The sequence below is a fragment of the Acidovorax sp. LjRoot38 genome (genome assembly GCF_964252975.1).
Lineage (GTDB): Bacteria > Pseudomonadota > Gammaproteobacteria > Burkholderiales > Burkholderiaceae_C > Acidovorax > Acidovorax facilis.
This window is the reverse complement of the sequence record NZ_CAXUPT020000006.1, coordinates 1-21,069: the sequence shown is the minus strand read 5'-3', so window position 1 is coordinate 21,069 and position 21,069 is coordinate 1. Positions and strand designations below refer to the sequence as shown.

Annotated in this window: 15 protein-coding genes; 4 read left to right on the top strand and 11 right to left on the bottom strand. The window is 65.6% G+C overall.

Features of this window, described 5'->3' with window-relative positions; translation table 11 throughout:
* Positions 1-72 precede the first annotated feature (72 nt).
* The 9 genes from ACSQ22_RS12515 to ACSQ22_RS12475 form a co-directional block, all read right to left on the bottom strand.
* Complete coding sequence (locus ACSQ22_RS12515; protein WP_436130487.1) at positions 73-1,173, bottom strand: BMP family ABC transporter substrate-binding protein; 1,101 nt, start codon at positions 1,171-1,173, stop codon at positions 73-75.
* Between the two features lie 158 nt (positions 1,174-1,331).
* The gene (locus ACSQ22_RS12510) at positions 1,332-2,906 is read right to left on the bottom strand and encodes a methyl-accepting chemotaxis protein (protein WP_436130486.1); all 1,575 of its coding nucleotides are present in this window, start codon (positions 2,904-2,906) and stop codon (positions 1,332-1,334) included.
* 224 nt (positions 2,907-3,130) lie between these two features.
* On the bottom strand, positions 3,131-4,183 hold the full coding sequence (locus ACSQ22_RS12505; RefSeq protein WP_121507273.1) for an adenosine deaminase: 1,053 nt from the start codon (positions 4,181-4,183) through the stop codon (positions 3,131-3,133).
* On the bottom strand, positions 4,183-5,163 hold the full coding sequence (locus ACSQ22_RS12500) for a Rieske 2Fe-2S domain-containing protein (protein ID WP_431152151.1): 981 nt from the start codon (positions 5,161-5,163) through the stop codon (positions 4,183-4,185). Before ACSQ22_RS12500 ends, ACSQ22_RS12505 begins: the two co-directional genes overlap by 1 nt.
* Before the next feature lie 159 nt (positions 5,164-5,322).
* Positions 5,323-6,489, bottom strand: a complete 1,167-nt coding sequence (locus ACSQ22_RS12495) for a BMP family ABC transporter substrate-binding protein (protein ID WP_055401936.1) — start codon at positions 6,487-6,489, stop codon at positions 5,323-5,325.
* Positions 6,490-6,599: 110 nt separating this feature from the next.
* Entirely contained in the window at positions 6,600-7,520 is a 921-nt protein-coding gene (locus ACSQ22_RS12490; protein ID WP_409883971.1) for an ABC transporter permease, read from the bottom strand.
* Complete coding sequence (locus ACSQ22_RS12485) at positions 7,520-8,590, bottom strand: ABC transporter permease (protein WP_055401941.1); 1,071 nt, start codon at positions 8,588-8,590, stop codon at positions 7,520-7,522. Before ACSQ22_RS12485 ends, ACSQ22_RS12490 begins: the two co-directional genes overlap by 1 nt.
* Positions 8,583-10,169: an ABC transporter ATP-binding protein gene (locus ACSQ22_RS12480; RefSeq protein ID WP_436130485.1), complete on the bottom strand. Its 1,587-nt coding sequence runs from the start codon at positions 10,167-10,169 to the stop codon at positions 8,583-8,585. Before ACSQ22_RS12480 ends, ACSQ22_RS12485 begins: the two co-directional genes overlap by 8 nt.
* Before the next feature lie 79 nt (positions 10,170-10,248).
* Positions 10,249-11,181: a LysR family transcriptional regulator gene (locus ACSQ22_RS12475; protein WP_431152146.1), complete on the bottom strand. Its 933-nt coding sequence runs from the start codon at positions 11,179-11,181 to the stop codon at positions 10,249-10,251.
* Positions 11,182-11,285: 104 nt separating this feature from the next.
* Here ACSQ22_RS12475 and xdhA point away from each other — a divergent pair, with 104 nt between their 5' ends.
* Positions 11,286-12,794: a xanthine dehydrogenase small subunit gene (gene xdhA / locus ACSQ22_RS12470; RefSeq protein ID WP_436130484.1), complete on the top strand. Its 1,509-nt coding sequence runs from the start codon at positions 11,286-11,288 to the stop codon at positions 12,792-12,794.
* Complete coding sequence (xdhB, locus tag ACSQ22_RS12465) at positions 12,791-15,223, top strand: xanthine dehydrogenase molybdopterin binding subunit (RefSeq protein ID WP_436130483.1); 2,433 nt, start codon at positions 12,791-12,793, stop codon at positions 15,221-15,223. The genes xdhA and xdhB overlap by 4 nt, the downstream gene beginning before the upstream one ends.
* A gap of 891 nt (positions 15,224-16,114) precedes the next feature.
* Here the strand turns inward: xdhB and lolD are convergent.
* Positions 16,115-16,804, bottom strand: coding sequence for a lipoprotein-releasing ABC transporter ATP-binding protein LolD (gene lolD, locus ACSQ22_RS12460; RefSeq protein WP_121422573.1), 690 nt, complete (start codon positions 16,802-16,804; stop codon positions 16,115-16,117).
* Positions 16,797-18,050, bottom strand: a complete 1,254-nt coding sequence (locus ACSQ22_RS12455) for a lipoprotein-releasing ABC transporter permease subunit (RefSeq protein WP_121422572.1) — start codon at positions 18,048-18,050, stop codon at positions 16,797-16,799. Before ACSQ22_RS12455 ends, lolD begins: the two co-directional genes overlap by 8 nt.
* Before the next feature lie 346 nt (positions 18,051-18,396).
* Between ACSQ22_RS12455 and ACSQ22_RS12450 the strand changes: the two genes are divergently transcribed.
* The gene (locus ACSQ22_RS12450) at positions 18,397-19,353 is read left to right on the top strand and encodes a phosphoglycerate mutase (RefSeq protein ID WP_436130482.1); all 957 of its coding nucleotides are present in this window, start codon (positions 18,397-18,399) and stop codon (positions 19,351-19,353) included.
* Complete coding sequence (gene recJ, locus ACSQ22_RS12445; protein WP_436130481.1) at positions 19,350-21,065, top strand: single-stranded-DNA-specific exonuclease RecJ; 1,716 nt, start codon at positions 19,350-19,352, stop codon at positions 21,063-21,065. Before ACSQ22_RS12450 ends, recJ begins: the two co-directional genes overlap by 4 nt.
* The last annotated feature ends 4 nt before the right edge of the window (positions 21,066-21,069 follow it).

Sequence of the window (21,069 nt, the reverse complement as noted above, 5' to 3'; positions counted from 1 at the left end):
GCACCGCCTGGCGCCAGCATACGGCGCGCCCCATAGTGGCTATGGAAGGCAGTTGGCAGGGTACGGGAACGCTCAACGCGCCACTTTGCCCACCACCCCTTCCACCAGCCAGTTCATCTGCAGTATCTGTGCATCAGTCAGCGCCTGGCCCGCAGCGATGCGCTCTTGCCCGTCGTTGTCGCGCACCGGCGCCTTGCCCGCGCGGAAGGGCTGGAGCTTGCCAGCACCGATGGCCTTTTGCGCATTCAGGACCTCCTGCTGCACGGCGGCAGGCACCTTGGGGCCAAAGTCGCCAACGCGGATCATGCCCTCGCGCACACCGCCCCACAGGTTGGCACTCTTCCAGGTACCGTTCTGCACGGCGCGCACGCGCTCGGTGTAGTAACTGCCCCACTGGTGCGTCACGGCCACGATCTGGGCGTCAGGCCCGGTCTTGCGCATGTCGGAGTGGTAGGCCACGGCCATCTTGCCGCGCTCTTGCGCGGCGGCCATCACGGCGGTGGAACCCGTGTGGAACGCAATCACGTCCACGTCCTGGTTGAACAGCGCCATGGCCGCATCACGCTCCTTGGGTGGGTCGAACCACACATTGAGCCACACCACCTTCACCGCGGCCTGCGGGTTGACCGAGCGCATGCCCAATGTGAAGGCGTTGATGCCCTGGAGCACCTCCGGGATGGGGAAGCCCGCCACAAAACCGGCCACGCCGGTCTTGCTCATGCGGCCCGCTGCAATACCGGCGAGGTAACGCCCCTCGTAGTAGCGCGCGTTGGCAGCGGCCACATTGGGCGTGGTCTTGTAGCCCGTGATGGACTCGAACTTCACGTGTGGATAGTCCTGCGCCACCTTGAGCGTGGGCTCCATGTAGCCAAAGCTGGGGGTGAAGATGATCTGGTGGCCCGTGGCCGCCAGATCACGGATCACGCGTTCGGCATCGGCGCCTTCGGCCACGTTCTCGACAAAGGTGGTCTTCACCTGGTTGCCCAGCGCGGCCTCGACGGCCTTGCGGCCTTCGTCATGCTGGCGCGTCCAGCCTGCCTCGGTGATGGGCGAGACATAGACAAAACCTGCTCTGACAGGCTCGGCCGTACTGCCCTTGGCGGGCGTGGTCTGGGAAAAAACGGGGGAGAAAAAACAGGCGGCCACGAGCGTGGCTGCGAGGTTTTTGTACATGGTGTTCCTCTACATGGCCCTGATGGAATGGAACGGCAGCACCGCAGGACGACGGTGCTGCCGAGGGGAATCAAACTGCGCTGAAACTAGGTTGGAACTGTATGGATTGAAGCCGGAGGGTAGGCCCTGCGGCAGTGCGCAGAGCCCTCCATAGGAACTCAGTTCAGCCGCAGCGCCTGCGGGCCTGCGCCCAGGCGGAAGGCACCCACCACCTCGGCCAGGCGCGACGCCTGGTCCTTCAGGCTCTCGGCGGCGGCGGTGGACTCTTCCACCAGGGCGGCATTCTGCTGGGTCATCTGGTCCAGCTGGGTCACCGCCACATTCACCTGGCCAATGCCCTGGCTCTGTTCCGAAGCGGCTGCGCTGATCTCGCCAATGATGTCGGTCACGCGGCGCACGGAGCTCACGATCTCGCCCATGGTGGTGCCAGCGTTCTGCACCAGGGCAGCACCCGACTCGACCTTCTCCACCGACACGCCGATCAGTGTCTTGATCTCCTTGGCCGCCTGGGCCGAGCGCTGAGCCAGTGAGCGCACTTCGCTGGCCACCACGGCAAAGCCACGGCCCTGCTCGCCCGCACGGGCGGCTTCCACGGCGGCGTTGAGGGCCAGGATATTGGTCTGGAACGCAATGCCGTCGATGGTGCCGATGATGTCGGCAATCTTCTTGCTGCTGGTGTTGATCTCGTCCATGGTGGTCACCACCTGCGCCACCACTTCACCGCCGCGCTGGGCCACTTGTGCGGCCGACACCGCCAGCTGGTTGGCCTGCACGGCCGAATCGGCGCTCTGGCGCACGGTGCTGGTCAGCTCTTCCATCGAGCTGGCGGTCTCCTGCAGGCTGCTGGCCGTTTGCTCGGTGCGTGCGCTCAGGTCCTGGTTGCCGATGGCGATCTGGGTGCTGGCGGTGGAGATGCTGTCCACCACACCCCGCACTTGCTGCAGCGAACGGTGCAGAGCGCTGCGCATGGCATCCAGGGCGCGCAGCAGGTGGCCGGTTTCGTCATTGGCGTAGCTGGCCTGGGGGGCACCCGTCAGGTCCATGTTGGCGATGGTCTCTGCAATGGACTCGGCCTTGCGCAGCGGGCGCGTGATGCTGGTGGTCAGCAGCCAGGCCAGCAAGGCGCCCAGCAGCAGCGACACCCCGGTGCAGATCTGCAGCAGCAGCGTGGTCTGGGCACGCAGCTCTTCGCTGCGCTTGCCGGCAGCATCGAGCTCGGCACGTTGGCCATCCACCATCTGCTGCACACCCGCCAGGTAGCTGCGGGAGGTGGGCTCAAACCGCTCGGTGAAAACCTTGTTGGCGTTCTCGGCATCGCCCGCCTGTTTGAACTTGCTCACTTCCTCGCGGGCCGCCAGGTAGTCTTTGCGCAGGTCACCCACCTTGGCAAAATGCTGCTTCTTCTCCGGCGTGTCCATCTTGGATTCGATGAATTTCTGCAGCTCGTTGGTATCGCGGATCGACGCGGCCGTGGCGGGCGCAAAGTAGGGGATCAGGCTGGCATCACTGCTCTTGGCAATGGCTGCCGCGCGCTGCACGCCCGATGTGGTGTGGCGCAGCCAGTCCGAGCCAGCGCGCTCGGTCTTGATGTTGTCGTTGACCATGGCGTCGATCTCTTTGCCCAACTGGCTGAGCTTGACCACGGCCACCACGCTGCTGGCAAAAAACAGCGCCAGGATGAGGCCGAGCACCAGGGTCAGGCGCTTGCCAATGGAGATTTGACTGAGAAACATGGAAGGCTCCAAAAAAGGGGGCAACACGGCACCCGTGCACTCCGCAAGGAGCGCTGGGTAAGGGCCATGGTGGTGGATCACCCCGTGGGCCTGGGCCGGACGCAATTCGAACGAATACTTACTATTTTAAGGGTTTACCCACGCCGCCGCCCTGCCGCGCGGGTGACAGCGCACCAACCCGCCGATTCGCACTGGCAATCCGCGCTATGCCCGCCGCACACAGCTCAGTAGTCGTGCTCCACACACCGCTCAAAGGTTTCCTTGAGCTTGTGCTCCCACACACGCTTGTCGGCATTGCTGGCAAAACTCGCCTCAAAGCTGTTGAACGCCAATTGGTAGGCGTGTTTCGCCGTGAGGCCCGTGGCGGCAAACACCTGGGTGAAGTTCTCGTTCATGTAGCCGCCAAAGTAAGCGGGATCATCCGAGTTGACCGTGGCGGCCAGCCCGGCGTCGAGCAGCTTGCCCAGGTTGTGGTCCGCCAGGTTGGGAAACACGCACAGCTTCTGGTTGGACAGGGGGCACACCGTGAGCGCAATACGATCCTGCGCCAGGCGCTGCATCAGTGCCGCGTCGTGCACCGCCTGGACCCCGTGGTCGATGCGCTCGACCTTGAGCACATCGAGCGCGCTCCAGATGTAGGCAGGAGGGCCCTCCTCGCCTGCATGGGCCACCAGGTGCAGGCCCAGTTCGCGACAGCGGGCGAACACGCGGGCAAACTTTTCGGGTGGGTGGCCCAGTTCGCTGGAATCCAGCCCTACGCCAACGATCTTGTCGAGCAGGGGCATCGCCTGCTCCAGGGTCTCGAAGGCGGACTCCTCACTGAGGTGGCGCAGGAAACACAGGATGAGCGTGGCACTGATGCCCAGCTCCCTGCGTGCATCTTCACAGGCCCGGTACAGGCCGTTGATGACCGTCTCCATGGCAACGCCGCGTGCGGTGTGGGTCTGCGGGTCGAAGAAGATTTCAGCGTGCAGCACGTTGTCGCGCGCTGCTCGCCCCAGGTAGGCGCGCGCCATGTCATAAAAGTCCTGCTCGTGCAGCAGCACGCTGGCACCCGCGTAGTAGATGTCCAGAAAACTTTGCAGGTTGGTGAACGCGTAGGCGCTGCGCAGTGCCTCCACACTGGCATAGGGCAAGGTCAATTCGTTGCGCTGCGCCAGTGCAAAGATCAGCTCAGGCTCCAGGGAGCCCTCGATATGGATATGCAGCTCGGCCTTGGGCATGGCGCGCAGCAGCGTGGGCAGGCGCTCGGCGGAAATGGGGGGCACTTTAAACATCAGCAGACTCCAAAGGTGATGCCGCTCTGGCGCAAAAAGCGGCGGTAGGCAGATGATGCCTTGTCGGCGGCGGTATGCAACTCCGCCCGCAGGTCCAGCGGCAGACACTGTGGCGTCTGCGACTCCAGCACGGGCTGGTCTTGCGTGAAGATGGTGTGCTGAAAGGCCTGCAGCTTCTCATCGGGCGAATCGAAATCTGCCACGGCCAGGCGAAACCACACGCGGCTGCGCACCGGGGTGATCGGGCAGATGAACAGCGCTATGGACTCCCGCCAGCCATCCACGGCCGTGGTGCCCGCCTCGGGCACCTTGGTCAGCACGGCCGCGTAGGGTGCCGTGACTTCGTAGGTGTACTCCACCTGGGCCGGGGCGGTGGAGTGCAGGTTGGACTGGGGTTGCCAGGCCTTGCAGCCGGTGGCCAGCAAGCCAGTGGTTGTGGCCTCAACGCGGTAGTCATCAATCGCAGGGACGTCGCGGCTGCCCAGCCAGCCTTCGTGCACAAAACCAAAGTGCGACATGTCAAGAAAATTCTCGATGATGCGCGGAGCACTGGCCGCCACATCGTACGGCCCGCAGTTGAGCTTGCGCAACCGCGCGTCGCCTTCGGCCACAAACTCGGGGAGCGCTGCACTGCCCTGCTCCATGCGCACCCAAATCAGGCCATAGGCCTCCCGCGCCTCAAAGGTCCGTGCGCAGTGCCCGGGCGGCGGAACAAACGCGGGTAGCGCTGGCACGTGGGTGCAGCGGCCGCCCGCCGCAAACTGCCAGCCGTGGTACGGGCACTCCAGTTGTCCTTGCGGTGTCACGCGGCCCAGCGAAAGCCGGGCTCCACGGTGCGGACACTGGTCGGCAAAAGCTTGTACCGCACCCGCCGCGTCGCGCCACACCACCACCGGTTGTTCCAGAAGCCGCACGGCAACAGTGGCCTGCGCCACATTGCCCACCAAGGCCACCGGATGCCACAAGCTTGATTCGACCATCTGCCAGTACCTCTAAGAGCCTGTTTACGATCTCCCAGGCGACCGCTGCGAGATCGTAAACAGGCTCTAAAAACAAAACAGAAATGAAAAAGGGCCACCCGCAGGCGGCCCCCTCACTGTATGCAGCAAGCCGTCAGGCCCGCTGACCAACCCATGGACTTACTTCTTCTCGCCGCCGGGGATCTTGCCTTCCACGCCCTTGACGTAGAAGTTCACACCGCCCAGAAACTTGTCATCGGCCACCGTGTCTTTGGCCAGCACTTCCTTGCCGTCCTGACCCACGATCGGGCCCTTCCAGATCTGGAACGACCCGTCGGCCAGGCCCTTCTTCACGGCTTCGACCTTGGCTTTGGTGTCGGCAGGCACGTCTTCGGCGATGGAGACGATGTCGATGGCGCCTTCCTTCACGCCCCACCAGCTCTGGCCGGTGGCCCACTGGCCTTCCAGTGCGTCCTTGGTGGCCTTGATGTAGTACGGGCCCCAGTTGATGACGGCCGAAGCCAGGTGGGCCTTGGGACCGTAGGCGGTCATGTCGCTGTCCCAACCGAAGGCGCGCTTGCCCTTCTCTTGTGCGGTCTTGAGCACAGCAGGCGAATCGGTGTTCTGGAACAACACGTCCGCGCCACCGTTGATCAGGCTGGTGGCGGCTTCGGTTTCCTTGGGTGGGCTGAACCATTCGTTCACCCAGACCACCTTGGTCTTGATCTTGGGGTTGACCGACTGCGCACCCAGCGTGAAGCTGTTGATGTTGCGGATCACTTCAGGAATCGGCACCGAGCCCACCACGCCCAGAGTATTGGACTTGGTCATGGCACCGGCAATGATGCCCGCCATGTACGCGCCTTCGTAGGTGCGGCTGTCGTAGGTGCGCATGTTTTCGGCCGTCTTGTAGCCGGTGGCATGCTCGAACTTCACGCCCTTGTTGTCTTCCGCGACCTTGAGCATGGACTCCATGTAGCCGAAGGTCGTGCCGAAGATCAGCTTGTTGCCCTGGCCGGCCAGGTCACGCAGCACGCGCTCGGCGTCGGCGGACTCGGGCACGCTTTCCACAAAGCTCGTCACGACCTTGTCGCCGAATTCCTTTTCGATGGCCTTGCGGCCGTTGTCGTGGGCGAACGACCAGCCACCATCGCCCACCGGGCCGACGTAGGCAAACGCGATCTTCAGAGGCTCGGGCTTGGGCGCCGGTGCTTCTGCCACGGGAGCCGGTGCGGGCGCGGGGGCCGGTGCCGGTTCTTCCTTCTTGCCACAGCCCACGAGGGCAGCAGCGGCCACGGCGGAGAGCGCTGCCACCTTGAGCATGGAGCGTTTCTGCAGATCAGTCATGTCGGTTTCCTTATTGAAGAAGTAAGACTTGCAAAGGTTGAGGGACGAAAACACTAATTATGGGGCGATCTACCACCGGGTAACCAGCAATTCTTGGGACCAGTGCTTGTTCACGAGCCCGGATAAAACGGCTTGCCGAGCGATGCCGGCATGTTGATGCGGATCCACGCCGGATTGCGCGAGATCAGCGCCAACACCACGATGGTCGCCACATAGGGCAGCATGCTCAGCAACTGGCTGGCCACCTGCACGCCCGTGGCCTGCAAATGGAACTGCAGCATGGTCACGCCGCCAAACAGGTAAGCACCAAGCAACACCCGTGCCGGGCGCCACGTGGCAAAGGTGGTGAGCGCCAGCGCGATCCAGCCGCGCCCGGCCACCATGCCCTCCACCCACAGCGGGGTGTAAACAGTAGAGATGTACGCACCGGCCAGCCCGCACAGCGAGCCACCGGCCACCACGGCGGCCAAGCGAATACGGCGCACGGGGTAGCCCAGTGCATGGGCCGACTCGGGCGATTCCCCCACCGAGCGCAGCACCAGCCCGGCGCGCGTGCGGTACAGGAACCAGATCATCCCCACCACCAGCAGCATGGTGATATACACCAGCGGGTGCTGCCGGAACAGCGCGGGGCCGAGCAGCGGCACATCGCCCAGCACCGGGATCACGTATTTGGGCAGCTCTGGCAGCTTGGCCTGGACGTAGCTGATGCCCGCAAAGGCCGAAAAACCCACGCCGAACAGGCTGAGCGCCAGCCCCGTGGCGTACTGGTTGGTGTTGAGCCAGATCACCAGCACACCAAAGATGGCCGCCAGCAGCGCGCCAGCGGCCATGCCCGCCGCAAACCCCAGCCAGGTGTTGCCCGTGTGCACCACGGTGGCAAACCCTGCAATGGCGGCGCAGAGCATCATGCCCTCGGCCCCCAGGTTGACGATGCCAGCTTTTTCATTGATCAAGAGGCCCAGGGCCGCGATGGCCAGAACGGTGCCCGCGCTCAGCGTGGCGCCAATCAGGAGTGCATAGGATTCCATTACTTGCCTCCCTTCGCGGCCACCCAGCGGATGCGGTAGGCGATCAAGGTGTCACAGGCCAGCAGCGTAAACAGCAGCAGGCCCTGGAACACGCCCGTGAGCGACTTGGGCAGGCCCATGCGCGACTGCGCCAGCTCGCCGCCGATGTAGAACATGCTCATGAGGATGGCCGACAAAATCATGCCCACCGGGTGCAGCCGCCCCACAAAGGCCACGATGATGGCGGCAAAGCCGTAGCCTGCGGGCACATACGGCGTGAGCTGGCCAATGGGCCCGGCCACCTCCAGCGCGCCCGCCAGGCCCGCCGCGCCGCCTGAGATCAGCAGCGCCGTCCACAACGCCTTGCGCGACGAGAAGCCCGCGTAGCGCGCCGCAGCGGGGGCCAGTCCGCCCACCTGCTGGGCAAAACCGGCCCGCGTGCGGAACAGAAACACCCACAAGGCCGCAGCACCCGCCAGCGCCAGCAGCAGCCCGATGGACACGCGCGAGCCCTGCATCAGGCGCGGGATCTGCGTGACTTTCTCGAACGTCTTGGTCTGCGGAAAGTTGTAGCCCATGGGGTCTTTCCATGGGCCATAGACCAGGTAGCCCAGCACCAGCGTGGCCACATAGACCAGCATCAGGCTCACCAGGATTTCATTGGCGTTGAACTTGTCGCGCAGCAGTGCCGTGAGCCCCGCCCACACCATGCCACCCAGCACCCCGGCGAGCAGGATGGCGGGCACGATCCACGGCCCGGTGGTCTTGTCGGCCAGCAGCGCCACGCCGCCCGCCACCACGGCACCGATTACGAACTGGCCCTCGGCGCCGATGTTCCACACGTTGGAGCGAAAACACACGGCCAGCCCCAGCGCAATCAATAACAGCGGCGTGGCCTTGACCATGAGTTCACCGACGGCATAGGGCGTCTTGATCGGCTCCCAGAAGAAGACCTGCAGCCCGCGCACCGGGTCTTTGCCCAGCGCCACGAACAAGGCCACACCAATCAACACCGTGACGGCCAGCGCCAGCAGCGGCGAGCCATAGGTCCACCAGCCAGAAGCCTGGGGGCGCGGTTCCAGCTTAAGCATGCTGCACCTCCGCTGCCTGGGCCTGTTGTGCGAGGTGCGCTTGGACATCGGCATGCCACAGCCCGCTCATCCATTCGCCAATGCGCTCTACCGTGGCCTCGGCGCGCGGCACGGAAGGCGACAAATGCCCCTTGGCCACCACGTGCAGCCGGTCACAGATCTCAAACAATTCGTCCAGCTCCTCACTCACCACAAGCACGGCGCAGCCCGCATCGCGCAGGGCCAGGATGGAGCCCCGGATCTGTGCGGCGGCGCCCACATCCACACCCCAGGTGGGTTGCGAGACGATGAGCAGCTTCGGGTTGGCATCAATCTCGCGCCCCACGATGAACTTCTGCAGGTTGCCGCCCGACAGCGACTTGGCCGCTGCATTGGGGCCGCCCGCCTTGACGTTGAAGCGGGCAATGATGTCCGCCGCATGCTTTTGCAGCGCGCCCACCTTGATCCAGCCACTGCCGCTGACCGCATTGGTGCGCGTGAGCAGCAGGTTGTGCGCCAGCCCCATGGTGGGCACGGCGCCCCGGCCCAAACGCTCTTCGGGCACAAAGTGCAGGCCCAGCGCACGGCGCTGGCCGGGGCCCATGCGGCCTGCGTTCTGGCCCGAGACCTGGATGCTCGCAGGCTCGGCCCGTTGGTCTTCACCCGACAGCGCATACAGCAGCTCTTTTTGCCCATTGCCCGACACGCCGGCAATGCCCACCACTTCGCCCGCCTTGACCTCGAACTGCAGGTCGATCAAGTCCACGCCGAACTGGTCGGCACGCGGCAGCGACAGGCCCTTGACGCGCAGCACCGTGGCGCCAGTCTGCACGGCACGGTGTTCCAGCGCCGGCGGCTCGGCGCCGATCATCAGCCGCGACAGCGATGCATTGGATTCCTCGGCCGGGTTGCACACGCCCGTCACCTTGCCGCCGCGCAGCACGGTGCAGGCAGTGCACAGCGCGCGAATTTCGTGCAGCTTGTGGCTGATGTAGAGGATGCTGCAGCCCTCGCTGGCCAGCTTGCGCAGCACCACAAAAAGCTTTTCGACCGCCTGGGGCGTGAGCACCGAGGTGGGCTCGTCCAGGATCAGCACCTTGGGGTTGGTGAGCAGCGCACGGATGATCTCCACCCGCTGCATCTCGCCCACGCTCAGGGTGTGCACGGGGCGCAGGGGGTCGATGTCGAGGCCGTATTCGGCGGCCTTGGCGCTGATGCGGCCGGTCACTTCGGCCAGCGTCAGGCTCTTGTCCAGGCCCAACCACACGTTCTCGGCCACCGTGAGGGTGTCGAACAGGCTGAAATGCTGGAACACCATGGCGATGCCCAGGGCCCGCGCTTCTTGCGGGTTGCGCACCTGCACGGCCTGGCCGTTGAAGAACACGCTGCCTTCATCGGGCTTGACCGAGCCGTAGATGATTTTCATCAGCGTGGACTTGCCCGCGCCGTTTTCGCCCAGCACGGCGTGGATTTCACCCGGCAGCACCGTGAGCGACACGCCGCTGTTGGCCACCACGGCCGGGTAGCGCTTGGTGATGCCCACCAGCTGCAGCCGTGGCGGCGCCGCACCAGGCGCTGAAGGATTGGAGGGAGAACTCATGCGGGGATTGTCTCTCAGTTTTACAACTTGTTATAAGAATGAAAAAGCCTTCTTGCGCTTGTTCAGCATACCCAAGCAGCTATTCTTTTCGTAGCGAAGCAGCCACGGTTTTCACACAGTCGCGCAGCCAGGCCGCTGCGGCCGAGTGGTGCGTGCGGGCGTGCCACAGTTGGTAGTACATGAGCCGAGGAAACGGCACCGGGCACGGCAATATGGCCAGCGGAAGTTGCTCCACATACCGCTCGCAGTACTGGCGGCCGGTGGTCAGCACAAGCAAGCTCGATGCCACGATGCTGGGGATGAGGCTGAAATGTGCGCAGCGCGCCGTGATGTGGCGCTGCATGCCCAGGCTGTCCAGGTGGGCGTCGATCACGCCGCGCGCGCCGGGGTGGGTGGGCGTGGGCGCGATGTGTTCGGCGGCCAGCCAGTTTTCCACGTCCCAGCCGCGCCGCACGGCGGGGTGGTCTTTGCCGACCAGGCAGACCACTTCGTCACCAAACAGGCGGCCCATGTGCAGGTCGTCCGGCGGCTGCGGCCAGTTGCCGATCACCACGTCAACCTCGCCCTGCGCCAGATGCGCGTGATAGTGCGTGTCGGCCGACAGGGGCAGGATCTCGATGGGGCACAAAGGGGCCTCGACCTTGATGCGGGCCACGAGCTGGGGTAGAAAAAGGGGGTCGAGGTAATCGCTGGCGGCGACGCGGAAGGTGCGGGTGGCAGTGCGCGGATCAAATCCCCGTGCATCCGAAAACAAGGCTTCTGCGGAACGCAGGATGGCCCCTGCAGGCTCCACCATGCGCAGCGCAGCATCGGTGGGCATCATGCTGGCACCCGAGCGCACGAGCAGCGGGTCGCCCGCCAGGTCGCGCAGCCGCTTGAGCGCAGCCGACACCGCCGGCTGGTGCATGCCCAGGCGGACGGCGGCCCTCGATACGCTGCGTTCTGTGAGCACGGTGTGCAAGACCCTTATGAGATGGAGGTCTATCTTGTCGAAAAGGGCGTGGTCTCTCATAGCGGTGTGGGCATGGGTGCCATAAGCTTGCGCATATGCCGGTAACGGTACTGCGTTCTACCCTCTGCTGAACCTTTCCATCCAAGATCGAAGTGGCGTTTGTCATGACAACAAGACCCTTGCAATTCCTGCGCCGAGGCCAGCCCGTGGCGCTGGGCAATGTACCACCCGACCGAACCTTGCTGGAGGTGCTGCGCGAAGACCTGGGCTGCACCGGCACCAAGGAAGGCTGCGGCGAAGGCGACTGCGGCGCCTGCACCGTCGTGCTGGGCGAGGCGCGGGACGGCAAGCTGCACTACAGCGCGGTGAACAGCTGCATCCGCCTGGCGCATTCGGTGGATGGCATGGCGCTGTGGACGGTGGAGGACCTGGCGGAAGACCCACTGATCCAGCCAGTGGGCGATGCCGCAACGGCTCCTGGTCAAACCATCACGCTCCATCCAGCACAAGAAGCCATGGTGCAGTGCCACGGCTCGCAATGCGGCTTTTGTACCCCCGGCTTCGTGATGAGCCTCTTTGGCATGTACCAAAACCATGTGTGCCATGGCCAACCCATCACCCGCGAGCTGGCGCAGGAAGAACTCTCGGGCAACCTGTGCCGCTGCACCGGCTACCGCCCCATCCTGGACGCCGCACAGCAGATGGCCGCCCTGCCAGCGATGGCGGTGAACGAGCCGCTTTTGCTACAAAAATTAGAGCTGCTTGCGCTTGACCATCAAGCGCCAGATGCCAATTCTTCTTATATTTCACCCACCACGCTGCCCGACCTGCTGGCCGCACGCGCCGCGCACCCTGCGGCGCAGGTCGTGGCAGGCTGCACCGATGTGGGCCTGTGGGTGACCAAGCAGCACAAACAGTACGCGCAGATTCTGGATGTGACTCGCGCGGCAGAGCTGCAGCAGATCCAGCAGGACGCACACCACATCACCATCGGCGCCGCCGTCACGCTGACCGACGCCTTTGCGGCACTGACCGCGCAGTGGCCACAGCTGCACAGCTTTGCCACGCGCTTTGCGGGCCTGCCCGTGCGCAACTCGGGCACGCTGGGGGGCAACGTGGCCAACGGCTCGCCCATTGGCGACTCGATGCCGCTTTTGATCGCACTGCGCGCCCAGGTGGTGCTAGCCAGCGTGCGCGGCGAACGCGCCATGGCGCTGGAAGACCTGTACACCGGCTACCGGCAGAACGTGATGGCGCCCGACGAACTGCTGGCACGCATCGTGGTGCCCAGGCCGGGTGTCACGGAAGTGCTTCGGGCCTACAAGATTTCCAAGCGCTTCGACGACGATATTTCTGCCGTCTGCCTTGTCATCAACCTGGACATCGAAGCCGACGTGGTGCGCCGCGCCAGCATCGGCGCGGGCGGTGTGGCTGCCACACCAGCCCGCGCGCGCCAGACCGAAGCCGCGCTGACCGGCCAGCCCTGGAATGCCGACACCATCGCCCGCGCTGCGCAAGCGCTGCAAGGCGAGTTCAACCCCATCTCTGACATGCGCGCCAGCGGCACCTACCGCCGCACGGTGCTGGCCAGCCTGCTGCAGCGCTTCTGGCTGGAGAGCCAGGGCGAAGAGGCCGTGAGCGTGGAGAACTTACGACTGGAGGCTGCGATATGAACCAGCGCGAATCTCTCCCCACGGGCCTCCCGGTGAGCCGCGACGCCGTGGACGACCCGGTGGCTGCCACCGCCGACGCCCACGCCGCCGAGCCCCAAGCCCCGCAGCAGACCAGCGCACCCGCCAGTCCCCGCGCCATGGGCCAGTCGCACATCCATGAAAGCGCGCGCGCCCAGGTGGCCGGTGCCGCCCACTACATCGACGACCTGCCGGAGGTGAAGGGCACGCTGTACGCTGCGCCCATCCTCTCCACCGTGGCCCACGGCACGTTGAACAGCGTGGATGCCAGCGCCGCCCTGGCCCTGCCCGGTGTGCGCGGCGTGGTGCTTTCGTCCGACGTGCCAGGCGACAAGTTGCTGGCCGCCTTTGCGCACGACGAGCCCGTTTTTGCAGTCGACACCGTGCAGCACATCGGCCAGGTCATCGGCCTGGTGGTGGCCGACTCGGTCATGCAGGCGCGGCGTGCGGTGCGTGCCGTGAAGCTCGACATCGCCCCACTGCCCGCCGTGCTTTCCGTGCACGAGGCACTGAAAGCCGAAAGCTACGTGCTGCCCCCCGTGTTCGTGCGCCGGGGCGACGCTGCGACAGGCCTTTCCCAATCGGCGCACCGCCTGCAAGGCGCGTTCGAGGTGGGCGGGCAAGAGCACTTCTATCTGGAAGGCCAGATCGCCTACGCGCTGCCGCTGGAGCAAAAGCAGTGGTGGATCTACTCCAGCACCCAGCACCCCGGCGAGGTGCAGCACTGGGTGGCGCACGCGCTGGGCATCGACAACCACGCGGTCAAGGTGGAATGCCGCCGCATGGGCGGCGGCTTTGGCGGCAAGGAGACCCAGGCCGGTCACCTGGCCGTGTGGGCCGCCGTGGCTGCCAATAAGTTCGGCCGCGCCGTCAAGCTGCGGCTGGACCGCGATGAAGACTTCATGGTCACCGGCAAGCGCCACCCGTTTGCGTACGAGTACGACGTGGGCTTTGACGACACCGGCCGCATCACGGGCCTGAAGCTTCAGATGGCCGCCAACTGCGGTTTCAGCGCCGACCTGTCCGGCCCGGTGGCCGACCGGGCCGTGTTCCATGCCGACAACGCGTACTACCTGAGCGATGTGGAAATCGCCTCCTACCGCTGCAAGACGAATACGCAGAGCCACACGGCGTTTCGCGGCTTCGGCGGACCGCAGGGCGTGATCGTGATCGAAGCCATCCTGGGCGACATCGCCCGCGCGCTGGGTCGCGATGCGCAGGACGTGCGCATGGTCAACCTGTATGGCCAGGACGCCAGCAGCGGCCGCAACGTGACGCACTACCAGATGACGGTGGAGGACAACATCCTCCACGCGCTGATGCCCCAGCTGGAGCGCGATGCCCACTACCGCCAGCGCCAGGCCGCCATCGCTGCGTGGAACGCCACAAGCCCGGTGCTCAAGCGCGGCCTGGCCATCACGCCCGTCAAGTTCGGCATCAGCTTCACCGCCACGCTGTTCAACCAGGCGGGCGCGCTGGTGCATGTGTACACCGACGGCAGCGTGCAGGTGAACCACGGCGGCACCGAAATGGGCCAGGGCCTGCACACCAAGGTGGCGCAGATCGTGGCCGACGAGCTGGGTGTGCCGCTGCACCGCGTGCTGGTCACGGCCAGCGACACCAGCAAGGTGCCCAACGCCAGCGCCACCGCCGCCAGCAGCGGCACCGACCTGAACGGCCGCGCGGCGCAGTTCGCAGCCCGCAATGTGCGGGACAACCTGGCCTCGTTCGTGTGCGGGCTCGATGGCTGCGGCGCGGGCGCCATCCGCTTCGAGGGCGGCCAGGTGATCTCGCCCAAGAAGGTGCGCCCGTTCGACGATGTGGTGAAGGAGGCGTACGCCAACCGCATCCAGCTGTGGAGCGATGGCTTTTACCGCACGCCAAAGATCCACTACGACAAGGCCACGCTCACGGGCCGGCCGTTCTACTACTTCAGCTACGGCGCAGCCTGTTCCGAGGTGGTCATCGACACGCTGACCGGCGAAAGCCGCGTGGCGCGCGTGGACATCCTGCACGACGTGGGCCACAGCATCAACCCGGCCATCGACATCGGGCAGATAGAAGGTGGTTTTGTGCAGGGCATGGGCTGGCTGACCACGGAGCAGTTGGTGTGGAACGACAAAGGGTATCTGGCCACGCACGCGCCGAGCACCTACAAGATCCCGGCGACGGGGGACATCCCCCAACACTTCAAGGTGGAACTGTGGCCCGAGGCCAACCAGGAAGACAACGTGGGAGGCAGCAAGGCGGTGGGCGAGCCGCCGTTCATGCTGGCGATCAGTGTGTACGAGGCGCTGCGCAATGCGGTGGCTGCGGGACGTGAGGGGCGGGACGCTACGGAGCCCGTGGTGTTGATGGCACCGGCGACTGCGGAGAATGTGTTGCGCGCCTTGGGTAAATTGGGCGCGTGAAGGGCCTGCCTCCCGACCGTTTCACCGCACGATCCGTTCGGGCTGAGTTGGTCGAAGCCAGGGCAGGCACGCTCGCTAATCTGGCAGCATGCCCGGTTGAAGGGCGGAGGCCGGGGTGTGCGCCCGGCGGCGCAGTAACTTTCTCTTGCGTCGCCAAGAGAAAGTCACCAAAGAGAAGGCGACCCTACACGCTGCGTCCCCACACGCCCTTGCGGGCGTGTGGGGAAACCTGCGGTGCTCGCGTCCAGCGGGGTCTCGCTCGAACTCGCTCCACTTCGTTGCGCTCAGACAATCGCGAGCCCTGATCCGCTGGCCGCTGCGCTCCTCGGCGCATCCTGAAGGGAACCCGGGGAGCGGACATCCGTTCGGGCCATTGCTTCGCTCGGCCCAGTTTGCGCAGCGCGTGGCGCTTGCGCCCGCGAGGTGAGGCCGAGCGAAACAAAGGCCCGTGTGGCTGTTCGGCTGTTGGATATTCGGGTGCCCAACCCCCTGCTGGCTGCGCCTGCGGCGGGGCGGTTGCGGGGTGGCATGGGCGTCGGAGCGCCCATGCTTCGTGCTCTGACTCGCCGCAGTTGTTCGAGCGGAGCGCCGCAGGCGCGCAGTGAGTTCTGCGGCGCACCCCGCAACCGCCCCGACGCAGGTTTGCCCCGTAGCGAAGCGCAGGGGTCGCAGACTGGGGGTCGCCTTTTCTTTGGTGACTTTCTTTTGGCGAAGCAAAAGAAAGTTACTCGCATGCCGGGCGACTCCCGGCCTCCGCACTCAACCCAAGCATGCTGTCCCAACCAGCAAGAACAAGCTTCGACAAGCTCAGCCCGAACGGACAGGAGGGCACCACAAGACTACAAAAACAATAGCACCCAGCGCTCTCCAGACAAGCGCCAGGGTCCAAAATCAGCCCAGAACCCCAGACACCAGCCGCAAGACGCGATCACACCGCGCCGCCAGCGACTCATCGTGAGTCACCATCACAAACGCCGTGCCTTGGTCGCGCGCCAGCTGCAGCATCAGGTCAAACACGCCGTCGGCGGTGCTGCGATCCAGGTTACCCGTGGGCTCATCCGCCAGCACACACGCGGGCCGCGTCACCAAGGCACGCGCAATCGCCACACGCTGGCGCTCGCCGCCCGATAGCTCGGCGGGCCGGTGCATCAGACGCTCTTTCAAACCCACAGAGGTGAGCACCCGCTCAGCCTCGGCATGGCACTGCGCCAGCGGCAGACGACGGATGCGCAGCGGCATGGCCACGTTGTCCAGCGCGCTGAACTCGGGCAGCAGGTGGTGGAACTGGTAGATAAAACCCAGGTGCTGGTTGCGCAGCTGGCCCTGGCGCTCTGCTGACAGCGAAGACATCTCTTCACCCTTGAGGCGCACGGTGCCTGCCGTGGGCGCATCCAGCCCGCCCAGCAGGTGCAGCAGCGTGCTCTTGCCCGAGCCCGATGCGCCGACGATGGCCAGCGTTTCGCCCGCGCGGATCTGAAGATCCACGCCCTTGAGCACCGTCACATCAAGGCGGCCTTCGGTGAATCGCTTGGTGAGGCCCTTGGCCTCCAATACCACCACTCCAACTTTCTGATCACTCATAGCGCAGCGCCTCGGCGGGGTTCACACGGCTGGCGCGCCAGCTGGGGTACAGGGTGGCCACAAAAGCCAACACCAGCGAGATGATGCCGATGGGCATGATGTCGCTGCTCTGGGGTTCACTCGGCATCTTGCTGATGAGGTAGATGTCCTTGGGCAAGAAGCTCGCGTTGAGCGCCTTCTCGATGGCGGGCACGATCACATCGATGTTGAACGCGATGCCCAGGCCCAGCAGCAGGCCCACGGCCGTGCCGATCACGCCGACCATGGCGCCCTGCACCACAAAGATGCCCATGATGCTCTTGGGGCTGGCGCCCAGGGTGCGCAGGATGGCGATGTCGGCGCGCTTGTCGGTCACCGTCATCACCAGGGTCGATACGAGGTTGAACGCCGCCACCGCCACGATGAGGGTGAGGATGATGAACATCATGCGTTTTTCGAGCTGCACGGCCGCAAACCAGGTGCGGTTCTGCTGCGTCCAATCGCGGATGAGCAACTGGCCGCTCAGACTGCCCGCCAGTTGCTGGGCCACCTCGCGCGCCTGGTGCAGGTCCTTGAGCTTCAGCCGCACGCCCGTCGGGCCTTCCAGGCGAAAGATGCGCTGCGCGTCCTCGTGGTGCAGCAGCACCAAGGCCGAGTCGTATTCGTAGTGGCCCGAATCAAACGTGCCCGCCACGGTCATCTGCTTGAGGCGCGGCACCACGCCCGCCGGGGTGACCTGCCCTGCGGGCGCGATCAGGGTGACCACATCACCAGCGCGCACGCCCAGCATGCGGGCCAGCTCGCCCCCCAGCACAACGCGGAATTCGCCGGGCACCAGCAGATTCAGTGTCTTTTCGTTGGTGGCGGCCAGGTCCGTCACGGCGCCTTCCAGCGCCGGGTCGATGCCGCGCACCAGCGCACCCTTCATGTCCTCGCCGCGCGCCAGCAGCGCCTGCGCGGCCACGAACGGTGCGGCGCCCACCACGTTGGGGTTTTGCTTCGCCTCGGCGAGCGTGCGCGCCGGGTCGGGCAACGCAGCGCCCTGGGGCGCAAAAATCTCGATGTGCGAGACCACGCTCAGCATGCGGTCGCGTACCTCTTTCTGAAAGCCGTTCATCACCGACAACACAATGATGAGCGCCGCCACCCCGAGCGCAATGCCCAACATGGACACGCCCGAGATGAACGAGATGAAGCCATTGCGCCGCGTGGCGCGGCCCGCGCGCGTGTAGCGCCAGCCCAGGGCCAGTTCGTAGGGGATTTGCATGGATAAGGAAAGAAGGCACTGCAGAGTGCGGAATGCACGCCACAGGCCGGCCAGATTGTGGCATCCCGGACAATAGAGCGAGTGAAACACTTTTACATACCCACGTTGGGCCTCCAGGCCAGTGATCGCAAGGCGCGGACCGCTGCCAAGGCTGGATGCCTTGGCAAGGTCCGCAACGCCGCGAGCGCTGGCCTGGAGGCCCAACCCTTCGGGAAAGCCGGGGAAAGGCCCGGCCACTGCGTTGCAGTCCGCTTGCGGTATCCCAACCGCTGCGCGTCCTGCGCCTTGTTGCCGGGCCTTTCCCCGGCTTTCGTGGGCACGTAAAAGTGTTCCACTCGCTCTAGCCATGTCGGACACCAACCATTTGCTCATTCCCTACGCCGCCAGCGCAGCCACCGGATGCCAGCAAGCCCTGCAGGGCCTGGCCCTGCCCCACCTGGACCGGCTTCTGGCCCGGCTCAGCCCCCATCCCACCCACAGTGACAGCGGCGAGGAGACCAGCTTCTCCGCCCCCCACGAACGCGCCCTGGCGCGCGCGCTGGGACTGCCAGCGCAGGACGGGCGCATCCCCTGGGCCGCGTGGCACCGCCACCAGCAAGGCCAGTCACCCAACGGTGACGCCTGGGCGTTTGTCACGCCCTGCCAGTGGCAGGTCAGCACCGACCACGTCACGCTGCGCAATCCCGAGCACCTCGCGCTGGATGAAGCCGCGTCGCGCGCGCTGCTGGCCATCGTCTCACCCTGGTTTGCCGAAGACGGCATCACCCTGCACTACGACCAGCCCACACGCTGGCTGGCCAGCAGCCCCCTGTTTGCCGACCTGGCCACCGCCTCGCTGGAGCGCGTGCTGCAGCGCGACGTGCGCGCCTGGATGCCGGACGCCAAGGCGGCCCGGACCCTGCACCGTTTGCACAGCGAGATGCAGATGCTGCTCTACACCCACGCCTTCAACGACGAGCGCTCGGAGCGCGGGCTGCCGGTGATCAACTCGTTCTGGGTGCATGGTACCGGCCCAATTCCCACCCCAGCCCCGTCTGCCCTCCCAACGCCGACGGTGCCCACCACCTTGCGCGATGCGGCACTGAACGAGGACTGGCGCGCCTGGGCCGCCGCGTGGACCGCATTGGACGCAGGCCCGGTGGCCGATCTGCTGCGCAAGTCCGAAGGCGGCGTGCCGGTGCAGCTGACCCTGTGCGGCGAGCGCAATACGCTGGCCTTCCACACCGCCCCCCGCACCCTGGCCCAGCGTTTTCAAAGCCTTTTCAGGCCCCAGCGCTTTACAGACATGTGCGATAAGCTATGAAAATAGTAGCAAGAGACATTCCCCCCCGTGCCGCCTGGGCGCTGGAACAGGCCGGTGTGCACCCGCTGCTGGCGCGCCTGTATGCCGCGCGCGGTGTGCGTGCCAAAGACGAGCTGGACGACGGCCTGGGCAGGTTGTTGCCCCCCTCGGGCCTCAAAGGCATTGACACCGCCGCGCGCCTGCTGGCCGACGCCATGGCGCAGAACAAGCGCCTCGTCATCGTGGCCGACTACGACTGCGACGGCGCCACGGCCTGCGCCGTGGGCGTGCGCGGGCTGCGGCTGCTGGGCGCGCAGAACGTGGATTACCTCGTGCCCGACCGCGTGACCGATGGCTACGGCCTCACTGCTTCCATCGCCCGCCGCGTAGCCGAACGCAGCGCCGACGTACTCATAACCGTGGACAACGGCATCGCCAGCGTGGACGGCGTGGCCGAGGCCAAGGCGCTGGGCCTCACGGTCGTCGTCACCGACCACCACCTGCCCGGCCCCGAGCTGCCCGCGGCCGATGCCATCGTCAACCCCAACCAGCCCGGCTGCACCTTCGAGAGCAAGTCCATGGCCGGTGTGGGCGTGATGTTCTACGTGCTGCTGGCGCTAAGGGCAGAGCTGCGGGCACGCGGGATATTCGATGCGGCCACCCAACCCAAGCTCGACCCGCTGCTCACCCTCGTGGCGCTGGGCACGGTAGCCGACGTGGTCAAGCTCGACGCCAACAACCGCCGCCTGGTCGCCCAGGGCCTGAAGCGCATCCGCGCAGGGCAAATGCCCGCCGGGGTAGCCGCGCTGTTCACCGCTGCCGGCCGCAAGGCGCCCGTGGCCACCACCTTCGACTTTGGCTTCGCCTTAGGACCGCGCATCAACGCCGCAGGGCGCCTGGCCGACATGACGCTGGGCATCGAATGCCTGCTCACCGACGAAGCAGGCCGCGCCGCCGAACTGGCGGGCACGCTCGACGGCATCAACCGCGAGCGCCGCGAGATCGAAGGCGGCATGCGCGACCAGGCCATGCTGATGGCCGAAAGCCTGTTCCAGGAAGACGAAGAACCGCCCCCGGCCATCAGCGTGTTCGACCCGGACTTTCACGAAGGTGTGGTGGGCATCGTGGCCAGCCGCATCAAGGACAAACTGCACCGCCCCACCTTTGTGTTCGCGGCCAGCAGCGCGCCGGGCAAAGAGCACGAGCTGAAGGGCTCCGGCCGCTCCATCCCCGGCTTTCACCTGCGCGACGCGCTCGACCTGGTGGCCAAACGCCACCCGGGCGTGTTGCTGAAATTTGGCGGCCACGCCATGGCTGCCGGCTGCACGGTGGACGCAGACTCGTTCGATACCTTCGAGCAGGCGCTGGCCCAGGTCGCCCAGGAATGGCTGGACGCCGCCACCCTCACCCGCCGCATCGAGACCGACGGACCTCTATCGCCCGAATACTGCCGCGCCGACATGGTGGACACCCTGCACCACGAGGTGTGGGGCCAGGGCTTTGCGCCCCCCACCTTCAGCGAGGAAGTGCAGATCGTGAGCCAGCGCCTGGTGGGCGAGGCCAAAAATCACCTGTCGATCAAGCTCATGCACCAGGGCAACCCGGTGGACGCCATCTGGTTCGGCCACACCGAGCAGCTGCCTGCGCGCGTGCTGCTGGCCTTTCGGCTCGATGTGAACGAGTGGAAAGGCGAGCGGAAGGTACAGTTTTTGGTCGAAGGGGCTCAGATCTAGGAGT

Coding starts and splice junctions, on each gene's coding strand:
- ACSQ22_RS12515 (WP_436130487.1), bottom strand. CDS start 1,173: ATGTACAAAAACCTCGCAGCCACGCTCGTGGCCGCCTGTTTTTTCTCC.
- ACSQ22_RS12510 (WP_436130486.1), bottom strand. CDS start 2,906: ATGTTTCTCAGTCAAATCTCCATTGGCAAGCGCCTGACCCTGGTGCTC.
- ACSQ22_RS12505 (WP_121507273.1), bottom strand. CDS start 4,183: ATGTTTAAAGTGCCCCCCATTTCCGCCGAGCGCCTGCCCACGCTGCTG.
- ACSQ22_RS12500 (WP_431152151.1), bottom strand. CDS start 5,163: ATGGTCGAATCAAGCTTGTGGCATCCGGTGGCCTTGGTGGGCAATGTG.
- ACSQ22_RS12495 (WP_055401936.1), bottom strand. CDS start 6,489: ATGACTGATCTGCAGAAACGCTCCATGCTCAAGGTGGCAGCGCTCTCC.
- ACSQ22_RS12490 (WP_409883971.1), bottom strand. CDS start 7,520: ATGGAATCCTATGCACTCCTGATTGGCGCCACGCTGAGCGCGGGCACC.
- ACSQ22_RS12485 (WP_055401941.1), bottom strand. CDS start 8,590: ATGCTTAAGCTGGAACCGCGCCCCCAGGCTTCTGGCTGGTGGACCTAT.
- ACSQ22_RS12480 (WP_436130485.1), bottom strand. CDS start 10,169: ATGAGTTCTCCCTCCAATCCTTCAGCGCCTGGTGCGGCGCCGCCACGG.
- ACSQ22_RS12475 (WP_431152146.1), bottom strand. CDS start 11,181: ATGAGAGACCACGCCCTTTTCGACAAGATAGACCTCCATCTCATAAGG.
- xdhA (WP_436130484.1), top strand. CDS start 11,286: ATGACAACAAGACCCTTGCAATTCCTGCGCCGAGGCCAGCCCGTGGCG.
- xdhB (WP_436130483.1), top strand. CDS start 12,791: ATGAACCAGCGCGAATCTCTCCCCACGGGCCTCCCGGTGAGCCGCGAC.
- lolD (WP_121422573.1), bottom strand. CDS start 16,804: ATGAGTGATCAGAAAGTTGGAGTGGTGGTATTGGAGGCCAAGGGCCTC.
- ACSQ22_RS12455 (WP_121422572.1), bottom strand. CDS start 18,050: ATGCAAATCCCCTACGAACTGGCCCTGGGCTGGCGCTACACGCGCGCG.
- ACSQ22_RS12450 (WP_436130482.1), top strand. CDS start 18,397: ATGTCGGACACCAACCATTTGCTCATTCCCTACGCCGCCAGCGCAGCC.
- recJ (WP_436130481.1), top strand. CDS start 19,350: ATGAAAATAGTAGCAAGAGACATTCCCCCCCGTGCCGCCTGGGCGCTG.